This is a genomic window from Cohnella rhizoplanae (genome assembly GCF_948329515.1).
Taxonomy (GTDB): domain Bacteria; phylum Bacillota; class Bacilli; order Paenibacillales; family Paenibacillaceae; genus Cohnella; species Cohnella rhizoplanae.
Window position 1 is genome coordinate 59,774 of the sequence record NZ_CAOJCN010000025.1, and the last position, 13,426, is coordinate 73,199.

Annotated in this window: 15 protein-coding genes; 4 read left to right on the forward strand and 11 right to left on the reverse strand. The window is 53.9% G+C overall.

Features of this window, described 5'->3' with window-relative positions:
• Positions 1-7 precede the first annotated feature (7 nt).
• The 7 genes from PQG80_RS24885 to PQG80_RS24915 form a co-directional block, all read right to left on the reverse strand.
• Positions 8-793 (reverse strand): class I SAM-dependent methyltransferase, encoded by a 786-nt coding sequence (locus tag PQG80_RS24885; protein ID WP_271754373.1) that lies wholly within the window; start codon positions 791-793, stop codon positions 8-10.
• A 174-nt stretch (positions 794-967) separates the two neighbouring features.
• Positions 968-1,816, reverse strand: coding sequence for a metallophosphoesterase family protein (locus tag PQG80_RS24890; protein WP_271754374.1), 849 nt, complete (start codon positions 1,814-1,816; stop codon positions 968-970).
• Positions 1,817-1,852: 36 nt separating this feature from the next.
• Complete coding sequence (locus PQG80_RS24895; protein WP_271754375.1) at positions 1,853-2,176, reverse strand: DMT family transporter; 324 nt, start codon at positions 2,174-2,176, stop codon at positions 1,853-1,855.
• A gap of 14 nt (positions 2,177-2,190) precedes the next feature.
• Positions 2,191-2,982 (reverse strand): HAD family hydrolase, encoded by a 792-nt coding sequence (locus PQG80_RS24900; RefSeq protein WP_271754376.1) that lies wholly within the window; start codon positions 2,980-2,982, stop codon positions 2,191-2,193.
• A gap of 16 nt (positions 2,983-2,998) precedes the next feature.
• Positions 2,999-4,390: an ABC transporter substrate-binding protein gene (locus tag PQG80_RS24905; protein WP_271754377.1), complete on the reverse strand. Its 1,392-nt coding sequence runs from the start codon at positions 4,388-4,390 to the stop codon at positions 2,999-3,001.
• A 41-nt stretch (positions 4,391-4,431) separates the two neighbouring features.
• Entirely contained in the window at positions 4,432-5,274 is an 843-nt protein-coding gene (locus PQG80_RS24910) for a carbohydrate ABC transporter permease (RefSeq protein ID WP_271754378.1), read from the reverse strand.
• Positions 5,275-5,305: 31 nt separating this feature from the next.
• Complete coding sequence (locus tag PQG80_RS24915) at positions 5,306-6,187, reverse strand: carbohydrate ABC transporter permease (RefSeq protein ID WP_271754379.1); 882 nt, start codon at positions 6,185-6,187, stop codon at positions 5,306-5,308.
• A gap of 216 nt (positions 6,188-6,403) precedes the next feature.
• Here PQG80_RS24915 and PQG80_RS24920 point away from each other — a divergent pair, with 216 nt between their 5' ends.
• A complete protein-coding gene (locus PQG80_RS24920) occupies positions 6,404-6,970 on the forward strand; it encodes a GbsR/MarR family transcriptional regulator (protein ID WP_271754393.1) in 567 nt (188 codons plus the stop codon).
• Between the two features lie 579 nt (positions 6,971-7,549).
• On the opposite strand, the gene PQG80_RS24925 is transcribed toward PQG80_RS24920, so the two are convergent.
• On the reverse strand, positions 7,550-7,873 hold the full coding sequence (locus PQG80_RS24925; RefSeq protein WP_271754380.1) for a hypothetical protein: 324 nt from the start codon (positions 7,871-7,873) through the stop codon (positions 7,550-7,552).
• 85 nt (positions 7,874-7,958) lie between these two features.
• On the reverse strand, positions 7,959-8,843 hold the full coding sequence (locus tag PQG80_RS24930) for an RCC1 domain-containing protein (protein ID WP_271754381.1): 885 nt from the start codon (positions 8,841-8,843) through the stop codon (positions 7,959-7,961).
• 112 nt (positions 8,844-8,955) lie between these two features.
• On the opposite strand from PQG80_RS24930, the gene PQG80_RS24935 reads away from it, so the two are divergent.
• Both PQG80_RS24935 and PQG80_RS24940 read left to right on the forward strand, forming a co-directional pair.
• A complete protein-coding gene (locus tag PQG80_RS24935; RefSeq protein WP_271754382.1) occupies positions 8,956-9,147 on the forward strand; it encodes a helix-turn-helix transcriptional regulator in 192 nt (63 codons plus the stop codon).
• A gap of 26 nt (positions 9,148-9,173) precedes the next feature.
• Positions 9,174-9,575, forward strand: a complete 402-nt coding sequence (locus tag PQG80_RS24940; protein WP_271754383.1) for a hypothetical protein — start codon at positions 9,174-9,176, stop codon at positions 9,573-9,575.
• Between the two features lie 94 nt (positions 9,576-9,669).
• Here the strand turns inward: PQG80_RS24940 and PQG80_RS24945 are convergent, their stop codons facing one another.
• Complete coding sequence (locus tag PQG80_RS24945; RefSeq protein WP_271754384.1) at positions 9,670-11,148, reverse strand: Lsa family ABC-F type ribosomal protection protein; 1,479 nt, start codon at positions 11,146-11,148, stop codon at positions 9,670-9,672.
• A 332-nt stretch (positions 11,149-11,480) separates the two neighbouring features.
• Between PQG80_RS24945 and PQG80_RS24950 the strand changes: the two genes are divergently transcribed.
• Positions 11,481-12,152 carry a GDSL-type esterase/lipase family protein gene (locus PQG80_RS24950; RefSeq protein ID WP_271754385.1) on the forward strand — a complete coding sequence of 224 codons (672 nt, stop codon included), beginning with the start codon at positions 11,481-11,483 and terminating at the stop codon, positions 12,150-12,152.
• Positions 12,153-12,219: 67 nt separating this feature from the next.
• Here the strand turns inward: PQG80_RS24950 and PQG80_RS24955 are convergent, their stop codons facing one another.
• Positions 12,220-12,591 (reverse strand): DUF4362 domain-containing protein, encoded by a 372-nt coding sequence (locus PQG80_RS24955; protein WP_271754386.1) that lies wholly within the window; start codon positions 12,589-12,591, stop codon positions 12,220-12,222.
• Positions 12,592-13,426: the final 835 nt, after the last annotated feature.

A 13,426-nucleotide genomic window follows, 5' to 3' on the forward strand; every position in this document is an offset into this window, starting at 1 on the left:
TATAGTGTCAGGGATTTAGTGGGGGAATTTGCGCATCGATTTTATCAGCTATGAGCGTATAAAACTCAGGGAGTGGCTCCTGCGCATTTCTTATTTCTTCAAAGGTGCGTAAGAACAGCCCTTCGGATGCGACCGAAGATATAATCTCACCTACGGTCCAGCTTTTCGTTAGAACCTTATTTAGCCCTGCTCGCTCTTCTTCGGGAAGTAACTTGGCAAACGCAACATCACCTTCTTTTATTGAATCATCGAAGTAAATTCCAGATGGATATTGGAGATTGGTTGTTTTCAGCCAGGTTCTAGCAAAAGGATGAAAGTCCGTAAGCATCAGTCGACCATTTACCTCTAACCTTCTGTTCACCAAAGCAAAAACGTCGCGTAAATCCGTAAAGTAGTGAAGAATCCCGAACTCCATTAACACGACGTCGAACTTTCCCAAGGCTTCTTCATCGGGTATCTTCAATGCATCAGCGCAGATATAGTTGAGATGAACGCCGGCCGACTTCGCCGCTTCGTTGGCGTATAGGCGATTCTCTTCCGAGATATCGACGACTGTAACCTCGGCACCCATTAAAGCCAAACAGATGGCTTTCTTTCCGTGAGAACCAAGCAGATTAAGAACTCTCTTTCCTGACGGGGCTCCCAGGTACTTTAACCAGTATCGCAACGGTTGCCGCGGATCTATCTTTAACTTCCGTGCGAGTTCGTTAGGCGTGCCATAGTGCCGTACCCAGGCTTGATACGCCTTGGTTTCCCAGGCAGCTTTATTTGCAACTGCAAGGCGTTCCTGCATGCGCTTCCCCCTAATCAAAGTCATTGTGCTTTATTCACTCATTTTACCAATTCAGGATCGATAATCAATCTTTTTAGTTGCCTTGAAAAACGCTCCACAACGAAAAAAACCGATCTGCGCGAGTCAGACCGGCCTTTCCACTTCCCTTTAAGACTCGCTTACGGAAAAGTCAGACTACAGAGACACTTCATACTGCGCCGACGCTACCCAAGCTCCCGCAGTGAAGTCTCTGCCCTTCACGACCACGCGATCTTCGTAGACTTCGACGTAGTAGCCTTGGCTGCCTTCCTTGCGCTCATCCGCGTCCGTCCATAGGTAAGCGACCGACGCCGCATTGAACATGGCCGGCAGCTTGCCTTCCCCATAGACACCATTGCGCTCGGCCTCCATCTCCCAATGGCCGTGACCGGTGAAGAGGAAGGTGCGGGGATACTTCGCCAAGATCGCCTTCAGCTCGTCGTCTTGCGTCACGCCGTACCACTTCTGGTCGTCCATCGATCCGGCGGTCGTATTCTTGAGCGGTTGATGGAGAAAGACGAACGCAGGCTTGCCCGACAATGCCGCCTCGCCTAATTTAGCGTCCAGCCAACCAAGCTGCTCCTCCGACAGATGGCAGAACAGCTCCAACCCTTGCTCGGTCCCGAGAAAAAGAAACGGATAACCGTCGAGCAGGTGGTCATGGTAGGCAGACGACATGCCCGTCGCGGCCAGGAAGTTCCCGAGGCGCGTCTCCCAGACGCCAAGCCTCACGTCATGATTGCCTGTCGCCATATAGAGAGGGGGCAACTTATCCTTATAGAGCTCGCCTATTCGCCGAAGCTCTTCGTATTCTTCCGGATATCCATGATCGGTCACGTCCCCGGCATGCATGATGCCGACGCTGTCCGGCGCGTTCGCCGCGATGTCCCTTAAGGCTTGCTCGAAGTTCCGGTTATAGAGATGCTCCGGATCCGCCGTCACATGCGTGTCGGTGATCACTTGAAAAGTAAGCAGAGGTCTAGCGCCGTCTTGCCTTATCGTCATCCTTTCCCCTCCTTGGCCCTTCCGACACGGGAACGGTCAATGTCCGTTCTTGCTGATATTCAGGCCGATGACGCCTACGATAATGATCCCGATCCACAGCATCGACCCGAGCGGCAGCCGCTCCTGGAAAATGAAGTAACCCGCGAGGGCTATCAAGACAATGCCTACGCCGGACCATATGGCATAGGCGACCGCGACCTCCATATAGCCGAGCGCAAAGTTCAGGCACGTAAAACTGATCCCGTAGAATAAAAACATCAGCAGCGAAGGACCGAGACGCGTAAAGCTCTCCGACAGCTTCATCGAGATCGTCCCGGAGAGCTCGAAGACGATCGCCAAGCTCAGCAAGAGCCATCCCATGTTCGTCGCACCTCTCATGTCTGGCTGTATTCCTTCGTGATGTGCAGCTCCCGCAGCGTAGCGACGGTCGCATCCGCGCCGCTCGCATCGGAGCGCGCGCCCGATGCGCCAGGCTCGGCGATCAGGATCGCCGCCGCCGCCCCGGCCTCCTTGGCCATGCGCATATCGCCCAGCGTATCGCCGATGACCGCGAAGCGACCGCCGCGCAGTCCGAGCCGCTCGGCAGCGAGCAGCGCCATATCGGGATAAGGCTTGCCCCGTTCGACCTGGTCCGTCCCGACGATCGCGGCGAACCGCTCCCGGATCCCGAGCCAATCCAGATGCCTCGCGGCCGCCTCCGTCTCGTCCGCAGTCACGACGGCGAGCGGAATGCCCGCTTGGCGGCACTTGTCCAGGAAATCCAGCACGCCCGGAAGCAGACGGGCCGCGCGCGTCGCCGCGAGCCGCTCGTCCGCCCATCGCTTGGCGTCCGCCGCGAGCGTCTTGGCCTCCGCCCAGGATAGACCGGACCGGTAGCCTTGCCAAGCCAGAATCGCAAGCATCTCGTCCACGGTCCCCATGGCGAGCGGCCCGCTCCGGTCGTAGTCGGCCACGGCGCCGTCCTCCGAGCGAAGCGCGCCCCACAGCGCGTCCAGATCGATGCCGACAGGCGGCAGCTCTCTCTCCCGCAACGCGGCGGAGAACCGGGCGAGCAACTGCTCGCTCCAGTTCCCCCACGTATAGATGAAATCCAGCAGGGTCCCGTCCTTGTCGAATAGAATGCCGTCTATCCGATAAGGAACGCCCGCCGCGTGCAATATCGGCATCGTCCTACCCCTATTCCTACTTGTTCACGCGATCCAGCTCGCGCTGCGCGGCTGCCTTGGCCGCCTTCAGCGCCTGCGCGGCCGGCATGTTCTTGATCTGGACATTGTCCGCGGCTACCTTGAGCGCATCGGAGATCTTGCCTCCGGTCGGATCCATGAACGGCGAGGAGCCATGCGCCGCCTGCTGCAGCGGTATCGTGATCTGCGGATTCGTCTTGCTGAACTCCACGAACGCCGGATCCTGCTGCGCGGACTGGCGCACCGCGATGTAGCCGGTATTCATCGACCAGAACGCCGTATTCTCGGTGTTCATGAAGTACTGGAACCACTTGAAGGCCGCCGCCTGCTGCTCCGCGCTCGCCTTCGCCGGAATGCCGGCCATGATCGCCTGGGCAACCGGCTTGCCGGCGCCGACGCCTTCCCAGCCCGGCTGTTCCATCGCGCCGACGATCTTGAAGTCCAGATCGCCCTGGTCGCCGCTGGAGCCCGTATAGCCGGCCGATTGACCCTTCATGACGTCGTCGATCGTCTTGTACCAGTACTCCCAGCCCTGTCCACCCGAGTGTATGCGCATGATCTGGTCGTCATGCATCCACTTGCGGAACAGCTCCCACGTGTCCACCCATTCCGGAGAATCGATGAGCACCGTCTTGCCGTCGTCGCTCAGCACCTTGCCGCCTTTGCCGAGCACCGCGTCCATCATGTTCTCGTAGCCCCACATCGGCTCCCAGCCGTAGAACGTCGTTTTGCCGCCTGCCTTGACCGTCATCTTCTCGGCTGCCTTGGCCAAGGCTTCCCAGGTCGTCAGATCCTCCGGCGCAAGGCCTGCCTTCTCCAGCGCGTCCTTACGATAGTACATCACTTGCGTCGTGCCGTACATCGGCAGGAAGAACTGCTTGCCGTCCACTTTGCCTTGCTCGAGGAAGGTCGGGATCACGTCGTCCTTGTTAAAATCGGCGGAGGCCGCGATCAGCTCGTCCAGGGAAGCGTAGTAACCCTTGCGCGCCCAATCCACGTTGGACGACAGGACGGCGGCCGGCACGGTACCGGATGCGATCGCCGCTTGCAGCTTTTTCTCGGTCTCCGAATAGTCGCCTTGAACGACCGGCTTCACGATGACTTCCTGCTGCGAAGCGTTGAACGTGTCGATGAGCGTCTTCATGTTCTCGCCCAGCTTGCCCCCGAGACCGTACCAAAACTCGATCGTCACCGGCTCCTTGGGCGCTTCCGGCGATGCCGAGCTCGTCTGGGATGCGGCAGCAGGCGCTTCCGAGGAAGGCGCATCCGATGGCGATGCCCCCGCGTTCGCGCTGCCCCCATTGCCCGCATTGCTTGAACCGCACGCCGTCAGCGCCATGATCGCGGCCAGGGCCAGTCCTGCCGTCGTTCTCTTCATCGTCGTCGTCATAAGTCGTTCTCTCCGCCTTTTCTATGGTATATGGTTGGTTCCTATCCCTTGCTGGCGCCGGCCGACAGGTTCACGCTCTGCATGATCGTCTTCTGCGTCAGCAGGAAGAGAACGAGCAGCGGCAGGATGGTGAATGCGCTGGCGGCCATGATGAGCGGCCATTTGAGCCCGTATGCACCTCCTTGCACGAAGAAGCTTCTGAGCCCGGCCGACACGAGCTGCAGATTCGGATCCTTGGTGATGAGCATCGGCCAGAAGTAGTTGTTGTACTGTTCGATAAAGGTGATGAGCGCCAGCACCGCGAACGATGAGCGGGCGAGCGGGAATACGAGCGTCCATAGGATGCGAAGATGCGAGGCGCCGTCGATCTGTCCCGCTTCCACCAGCTCATGGGAGACTTGGAGGAACGCTTGGCGGACGAGGAAGATCGAGAAGATGCTGACGCTGTTCGAGAGAATGATCCCGGCATACGAGTCCAGTAGACCCAAGTTGCTGAGCACGACGTAGCCGGGCAGGTATACGGCTGTGACCGGCACCATGTAGCCGACGAGAATCAGCGCCGTGAACGCGTTCTTCAGCCGGAAGGACATATGCGTCATGGCATAAGCCATCATCCCCGAGTTGACGATCTGGATGACCACGATGACCGAGGCGACCAGGATGCTGTTGCCCATATAGCGGGCGAACGGCGCGGCGTCCCACGCATCGGCGAAGTTGCGCCATAACGGATCGTGCGGCCACAGCGTCGGCGGGAACTGCCAGATCTCGTCGTTCGTCTTGAGCGCGCTCATCGCCATCCAGTAGAAAGGAAAGGCCATAAGCAAGGCTGCGGCCGCGAGAAACAAGTGCGATAGCAGGCGGCGAACGCCGCTGCGTGGGTGCATCGATATCCCTGCCTTTCGATAAGCGAATCAATCAGGAGTAATGGACGGTGCGGCGGCCGATTCCAAACGAGAGCAAGGAAAGCGCGACGCATCCGACGATGAGCAGAATGGCGACGGCGGAGGCTTCCCCGATCTGGAACGCGTCGAAGGCCGACAGGTAGTAGAAGTAGAGCATCGTCCGCGTCGATCCGGCCGGTCCGCCTTGCGTCAGCACGTTGATCTGGTCGTAAGCCTGCAGCGACGAGATCGTCAGGACGATAAACAGGAAAAACGTCGTCGGCGAGATGAGCGGCAGCGTGACATGGCGGAACTTGTCCCAGCCGCTCGCGCCGTCGAGCTCGGCGGCCTCCAGATAATCCGGCGGGACGTTGCCGATCGCGACCAGGTAGAAGATCATGCTCCAGCCGGCGGACTTCCAGACTGTGACGATGAGGACGCTGACGAGCGCCCAGTTCGGATCCTCGAGCCAGCGAATCCCTGACGATCCGAAGAGATGCAGCACGTTATTCGCCAGTCCGACATCCGGCTCGTAGATCCAGGACCAGACGATCGACACGGCCACGGTCGGCGTGACCCAAGGCGAGAAGATCAGCGTGCGGTAGATCGCGCCTCCCTTTCTCTTGCCGCTGAGCAGAAGGGCGAGTCCGAGGCCGGCGGCCATGACCGGCAGCACGCTGCCGATGCAGAAGAGCAGCGTGACCCGCAGCGTCTGATAGAACTCCGGATTGTCGAATAGATACCGGTAGTTATCGAGCCCGACGAATGTCTTGACCGGACTCATGAAGTCCCATTCCGTGAAGCTGAGGTAGACGACATAGCCGAGCGGGTAGAACCAGAATAGACTGAGCGGGATCATCGCCGGCAGCGTGAACAGCAGCGCTTTCCCCTCCGAGGCGAGCCTTGTCCGTCTCATGAATGGTTGAAGCCCTCCCTTTTCCATGATTCAAAAATCTCTTAATCTTCGCTATAATGATATGTAATCGAGCTGTTTTTCTGTTCTGTTCAAAAATTATTGTACGTTCATTTTCGGTGGGGATGGTTAAAGCTCGGTCAGAGGAAAATTAATTTTCTGTAAAATACGATAGATCAATCCGAAGGCGCGAGCCGGGCGAAGTGCGGAGGAGATTCGATCGTGAAAAAAGCCAGCAGCAGTCCGCAGGAGCCGTCGCTGCCCCGCGAGGCGATCCGCCATCAGGTGATCGACGCGATCGCGGAGACGATGGATCTATACGGCGCCAATTATACGTTCGGGCAGCTATACGGGGTCATGTACTTCGAGGACAAGCCGATGACGCTCGAGGATATGCAAGGCTATATGAACATGAGCAAGAGCAACATGAGCTACGCCGTCCGGTCGCTCCTGGACGCCAAGATGGTGACCAAGCTGAAGGAAAAGGAAGAACGGAAGGATCTGTACGCGGCCGAGACCGACTTCTTCCAGGCGTTCCGCAATTTCTTCGCCGCCAAGCTTCAGCGCGAGGTCGACGTCATGCGCGGCGCGATCGAGGCCGCCATCCCGGAGCTGTCCGAGGTGATCCTCGACGCGGGCACGGCGGACGAGGAACGCCAGCTCTGCCTCCGGGACCTACATAAGCTAAGACACGCCGCCGGCTACTACGAATGGCTGCAGCGGTTCGTGGACGATCTGCGGGCGGGCGTGTTCTTCGAGCAGGCCGAAGGTACGGTGCGGGCCTGACGGCTAGAGGTTGAGGGCGCAATTCCCTAAGGTGCGCCATGGGCGAAGGCGCGGCGTCGGTCTTGGCCGTGCGGTGTCGCGCTTGCTTCGCTGGTGCACATTATATGTGCACATGGAGCAGGCGCGGCGTCAAGATGACGCGGTTGACCCGCTGGTGCACATGATATGTGCACCATGGCGAAGGCGCGGCGTCGAGCCGACCCGGTTGCCCCGCAGGTGCACATTTTATGTGCACCATGGCGCAGGCGCGGCGTCGAGCCGAGACGATTGCCCGCAGGTGCACATGATATGTGCACCATGGCGAAGGCGCGGTGTCGAGCCGGCGCGGCTTGCCCCGCAGGTGCACATGATATGTGCACCATGGCGCAGGCGCGGCGTCGAGCCGGCGCGGCTTGCCCCGCAGGTGCACATGATATGTGCACCATGGCTCAGGCGCGGCGTCGAGCCGACCCGGTTGCCCCGCCGAGACTGCCTCAATTGCCCAAGGGGATCGTCCAACGTGGGGCAATAACACAAAAGGGATGAAGCAGCGGCGTTTTCTGCTTCATCCCTTTTGTGTTTTACGCGTTTTCAGGCCGCTTAATCCTCCGATTTTCCAATCTGAAACCCGCTTAGTTTGCTAAGGTTCGCTTTGGAGTTACCGAGCTTCGTCGGTAAAGGAGGCGACACGTTCTTTTGAAGCAGCTCGTATTCCAAATTTCTGACTCGCTCATTGGTGTCTTCGACATTCTCCAGTATCATCCCGATCGCGAAAAGTACGATGCCGGCAATCGCTCCGCTGATCCACCGCGTAATCGCTAGACCCCAGCCAAATCCGTCAAAGACGCCATTTCCAAGAACGAAGCCGGAGATGATCCCGACAATGATGGATAATGCGGCCAATCCATACAGCACTTTAACCATACCCTCGCTCCTTCATGGAAGTTATCTAATTATCTACCTAACTCCGATCCCGAAGTTGCGCAGACAGCGCGTCGAACGCATCGGATCAGCCGTCGTACGGAAACGTGTTGCCGGGCAGTTGGATGCCGCGCCAGTCGCTTACATCGCATTGTCCGCATTCATGATCGCCCGCGGCAACCACCGTGCCGTCCGATTTAAGGCCGAGCGTATGCGCGCCCCCCGCCGCAACCGCTACGATATCGCGCCAGCCGCTTACCTCGCATTGGCCATGCTCATTCCTGCCCGTAGCTGCCACCGTACCGTCCGATTTAAGGCCGATTGTATGATAACTCCCCGCCGCGATCGCCGTGATACCGCGCCAGCCGCTCACCTCGCATTGGTCATGCTTATTCCAGCCTGCAGCCGTCACCGTGCCGTCCGATCTGAGACCGACGGTATGGAGGTAGCCCGCCGCAACCGCTACGATATCGAGCCAGTCGTTCACATGACATTGGCCATATCGATTATTGCCCACAGCCGCCACCGTGCCGTCCATTTTAAGCCCGACGGTATGCCAGTCGCCCGCCGCTACCGCCGCTATATCGCGCCAGCCGCTAACATTGCATTGGCCTTCATGATTTCGACCCGCCGCCACCACCGTGCCATTCGATCGAAGCCCGACGGTACGACGCCACCCCGCCGCTACCGCTACGATATCGCGCCAGTCGTTTACGTCGCATTGGTTATGCTTATTCCAACCCGCTGCCGCCACCGTGCCGTCCGATCTAAGACCGATTGTATGCGCATTCCCCGTGTTCGTCGCCATATGAACATTACCGGCCGCTATCGCCACCATATCGCGCCAGCCGCTTACTTCGCATTGGCCACAGTGATTATCTCCCACCGCCATCGCCGTTCCGTCCGATGTAAGGGCAACGGTATGACGACGACCCGCCGCAATCGTATTTTTAGGCCACCTTCTCATCTTCATCACTCCTCAATCCCTATGGTATGGATAGGACCAAATGTAAAAAGTATTTGACATACGTCAATGCAACAAATAAGATAAAAATGTAAAAAGGTTTTGACATGGGGTTGGTGAATTGGAGAATCGAATCAAGGAAATTCGCAAAGAAAAAGGCATTTCGCAAGAACAACTCGCAGCGGCTTGTTCCGTATCCAGACAAACGATCAATGCCATCGAGAATAATAAATACGATCCGACGCTCCAGCTTGCGTTCAGACTAGCAGAAGTATTAAGCATGACGGTCGATGGGTTATTCACGCGCAGTTAATAAGTCTCTTCGGGAGGACCAGGATGATGAGAACTGCCAAGATGAACTGGCGTCAACTTCTAATTTTTATCGTCGGGGGACTGTTCTTCTTATTGTTCTGCCAAATGTTCTACCGCTGGCTTCAACACGATACGTTTGGCGTCGTTGACGATTTTATACGCTTGGCGATTCCGCTCGGCGTCGTCATGTCCGCTTTGACATGGGGACCCCAGCATCAGGGTTTCAGTCCGGACGACGAATTGGGCAAGTTGATTCAATTGAAAAGCGCACGCATCAGTTACAACGCCCTTCTAATTGTCCTAGTAATCGTTCTCGTTGTCGAGAAGTATGCGAATGGACAAGACAACGTTCCGTTAAGCCTCATTTTATGCTTTGGTTTGGCCGTGTATCCTGTTTCAGAATTTCTGATCTCTAGAAGATATAGATAAAGAAGTAAGCTTCATTGCATCCATCCAACGTACCAGCCTGCCGGACCACGCGAGCAGGCTGGTCGATTAAACCATCGTTTTCAGTTGATTCAAACTATAAGACTACCGTTTTCGTTGCCACCTCGTCTTGGAACGTCCGGTCATGCTCCACGAATACCATCGTTGGATTAAAGCTTTTAATCAGCTCTTCAATTTGCATTCGCGAATACACGTCAATGAAGTTTAGCGGCTCATCCCAAATATATAAATGAGCTTTTTCACATAAGCTTTTGGCTTTGAGCAGCTTTTTCTTTTGCCCGCCAGAGTAGTGGGATATACCCTTTTCAAACTGGATCCGGTCAAAGTCCATTTTTCGTAAAATGGATTTAAATATCGGTTCATCAATCCGATTTTGTTCAATATAGTCAGACAAGGTTCCTTTTAAATGAGAGGTATCTTGCTGTACATAAGAAATGACAAGGCCTGAACTGACGCTTAACGTTCCTGTATGCAGGAGTGGCATGCCTAGGATTAGTTTTAGAATACTGCTTTTTCCGCTGCCATTTTTCCCGTCAAGTACGACCCGGTCTCCTGCCTCGACATTAAAGCTTATTGGCGTATTAACGAATTCACCGTCGTACTTAACAGACACGTCCGTTAACTGGATGAGTTCTTTAGATTTGTATTCTAAAGGCTCTAATTGTAAGGACGCCGTTTTTTCTACGTTCTTGAGCAGCGTCGACTTCTCTTCAATCGCTTTATTCTGCCTTGACTCCAGGTTCTTAGCCCGTTTCATCATTTTTGCTGCTTTATGTCCGACATATCCCTTGTCCAACTTGGAACCGGAATTCGTGGTGCCGTTTTTGGAGGCTTCTACTTGATTAGACCAACCGGCCGAACGTTTAGAAGATTGCTGCAGCCTGCCGATGTCTTTTTGCAAACGCTCATTCGTTTTCTCTTCATGCTCCTGCTGTCTATCAAAATTCAGCTTCCACGAAGAGTAATTACCGCTTTGTACTTCTATGTTGGCTCTGTTTATGGACAAGATGTGATCGACGCAGCCATCCAAAAAATTTCGATCATGCGAAATTAAAATGAAGCCTTTTTTCCTTTTCAAATAATGAGAAACCATCTTTCGTGCATGGTTGTCTAGGTGATTGGTCGGTTCATCGATTAATAAAAATTGCCTTTCCTTCAAAAAAAGCGCGGCAAGCAGAACCTTCGTTTGTTCCCCATTGGATAAGGTTTCAAAGGGTCGGTACATCGCTTCGGCATCCACATCTAAATAAGATATTTCCCGGAGCAGCTCCCAGTCATCTGCCTCAGGACAGACCTCCTCTAATATTTCATGCGTGAATCTGCTTTTATCCGGGACTGGATAGGGGAAATAATTAAAATCTACCGAAGAAATAATTCTTCCGCCGTATTCGTATTTTCCCAATAATAAATTAAAAAAGGTGGTCTTGCCGCGACCGTTGCGGCCAATAAATCCAAGCTTCCAATCCGTATCGATCTGAAAGCTAACATCTTCGAAAATAGGATCAAAGCTGCTTGGATATGAAAAAGTCAGGTTTTGTACTTGAATCATCGACATGTTTAGGTTCCTCCTTTTTATAAAACAAAACTTCTTTATAAAAAGTCGGTTCATATCCATTTTGTCTCGCTTACTCCGTATAAGTTCAATGGATATTAACGACTTATACGGAGTAAATCATGCGTAACGACCGTGTCTGCGCTCATGCTTATCCCTCCACTATCGCATAAAAATAAAGAGCCACAAGAAAGTTACCTTTCTTGTAGCTCAAATCTCAGTTCCACTCGATTAATGAAAATCATTGTAACAAAACATATTTCATATTTCAACGCACTTGTTCGATTGCCGCTAACAGGTAAACTGGAAGTAAGCTGCGAGAGGGGGCATGACGGATGACGAATATAGCGGAGGAACCGGATCTGCCGGAAGTGCAGGACGATAAAAAGGAAAAGGTGCGGAAATACAACATCCTTAACCAGTTCGCCTTGAAGGGACAGACGGTGCTTGCCGGGTCCTCATTGATGGAGTTTTTTCCGATCAACGAACTGCAGATGAAGCTGGACACACGATATTGCATCTATAATCGCGGCATCGCCGGCTATGTAACGACGGATTTACTCGGGTCTATGGAGGCGTGCATCTTCGAACTGGAGCCTTCCAAGCTTTTTATCAACATCGGAACCAACGATATCAGCGCGCCCGACTATCGGCTGGAGCAGCTGCTGGCGAATTACGAGGAGATTCTGACCCACGTTGCCCGGCGGCTGCCGGACTGCCGGGTGTACGTCATGGCGTATTACCCCGGGAACGCCAAGGCGGAGTTCCCCTTCGTGCCCAAAGCTTCCATGGAGGAGGTATTCCAACGCAGGACGAACGAGGCGATCCGGGAAGCGAACCGGGCGATCGAGCGGCATGCGGCCCAGCGCAACTATGCCTTCATCGACGTGAACGAAGGACTGACGGACGAGGAAGGAAATCTGAAAGCGGAATTCAGCAGCGACGGAATTCACATGTACGCAAACGGATATGCCGTTATCTTAAACAACTTACTCCCCTACCTGTAAGTGCGGCAACTTGAATAGGGTTGAACTTAAAAAGGGACAGACTGCGTGTGATCGCAGCTGTCCTTTATCATGTTGTCGTAAACCGGAACGTATTACCGGTCTCATCGTCGCATCCGGTGAGCTTGTAACGGGGGCCGAACTCGTTGTTCTCCTCGTATTCAATCCCCCTGCACACCGTGCTCGGACGACCTGCATCGCTGCCAAACGCGTCCCTCGCATTATCGTACGTATACGTAATCGCCTCAGCTCCATCATAGAACAGCTCATAGAAGATCGGATCGCCTTCTATCGTATACTGCGTAATGCGCACCTGGCTCGGAACGCCCTTGTCGAGATCCGCCAGAAACAGCTTCCACTTGTCGAGATTGTACAACTTCCCATGTACGTTCACCACATCGCCATTCGCCGCCGCTTGCTCCGGATCATAAGGGTCGGACACAGCCGGGAACGCTTTCGGCTTCGTCGGAGGTGTGACTTCCTCCCCTGGTGCAGGTGCAGTGGAACGATGGGGTGTATTGTTGCTAGGTGTGCCCGCCTTATCACCGCAGCCCGATAGGAGCACCAATGCAGCCGCTAATGATGCCACCCATTTAATCATGAAGTATCACCTCACATTTAAGAACATTTCAACGAGTACCCATGATTATCGACATGCACTTAAGAGCTCGCGGACTACCACCTATTGGCTGTGTTTGGAATTAAGGTATCGTTTCCCGTTAGCGCAATAACTTATAAATTTCCTTCTAAGAAGTCTATAAACTTGTCATGCAATTCAATGCACTACGAAGAGAAGCTTTAGTTTCTTTATCAATTAAATCGACTTCGAAAGCTAAATCACTATAACCATCAATTAACTCCAGTATACGGTAGATAACCTCTTCTGCTAGTTCTTCATGATGTTCCTTAGCTTGTATTTCTGGAGACTTATCCAGTTTAGCAAGTGATATTGCAACACACATTTCTTTTATTAACTTCAGTTTCTCAAAAGTAAAACTTGTTTGTTATTCAAATGATATGTCACCGCCTATTTTAGTGACCTTACGCCCTTAGCTGAACAAAGGCAGTCGATCGTTTCTGACCAGCTGCCTTTGTGTTTTGTGGAGCTATCGTCTCCCGTTAATTTAATATTTTTTTCAAAATCTCAGCATTAATCATTTAGAAAAGCTAATGGATCTTTGCAAAATCTGTAAGCATTCGATTGCTTTATTATTTGAACTACTGAATCTAATGAAGAATTATAAATGGTCTCACTCTTATATATTCTTGCCTTATTG

What these genes read in the sequence shown, in the direction of transcription:
- PQG80_RS24930 (WP_271754381.1), bottom strand. Translation starts at nt 8,843, where the DNA reads ATGAAGATGAGAAGGTGGCCTAAAAATACGATTGCGGCGGGTCGTCGT.
- PQG80_RS24940 (WP_271754383.1), top strand. Translation starts at nt 9,174, where the DNA reads ATGAGAACTGCCAAGATGAACTGGCGTCAACTTCTAATTTTTATCGTC.
- PQG80_RS24915 (WP_271754379.1), bottom strand. Translation starts at nt 6,187, where the DNA reads ATGAGACGGACAAGGCTCGCCTCGGAGGGGAAAGCGCTGCTGTTCACG.
- PQG80_RS24925 (WP_271754380.1), bottom strand. Translation starts at nt 7,873, where the DNA reads ATGGTTAAAGTGCTGTATGGATTGGCCGCATTATCCATCATTGTCGGG.
- PQG80_RS24905 (WP_271754377.1), bottom strand. Translation starts at nt 4,390, where the DNA reads ATGACGACGACGATGAAGAGAACGACGGCAGGACTGGCCCTGGCCGCG.
- PQG80_RS24950 (WP_271754385.1), top strand. Translation starts at nt 11,481, where the DNA reads ATGACGAATATAGCGGAGGAACCGGATCTGCCGGAAGTGCAGGACGAT.
- PQG80_RS24895 (WP_271754375.1), bottom strand. Translation starts at nt 2,176, where the DNA reads ATGGGATGGCTCTTGCTGAGCTTGGCGATCGTCTTCGAGCTCTCCGGG.
- PQG80_RS24900 (WP_271754376.1), bottom strand. Translation starts at nt 2,982, where the DNA reads ATGCCGATATTGCACGCGGCGGGCGTTCCTTATCGGATAGACGGCATT.
- PQG80_RS24890 (WP_271754374.1), bottom strand. Translation starts at nt 1,816, where the DNA reads ATGACGATAAGGCAAGACGGCGCTAGACCTCTGCTTACTTTTCAAGTG.
- PQG80_RS24945 (WP_271754384.1), bottom strand. Translation starts at nt 11,148, where the DNA reads ATGTCGATGATTCAAGTACAAAACCTGACTTTTTCATATCCAAGCAGC.
- PQG80_RS24910 (WP_271754378.1), bottom strand. Translation starts at nt 5,274, where the DNA reads ATGCACCCACGCAGCGGCGTTCGCCGCCTGCTATCGCACTTGTTTCTC.
- PQG80_RS24885 (WP_271754373.1), bottom strand. Translation starts at nt 793, where the DNA reads ATGCAGGAACGCCTTGCAGTTGCAAATAAAGCTGCCTGGGAAACCAAG.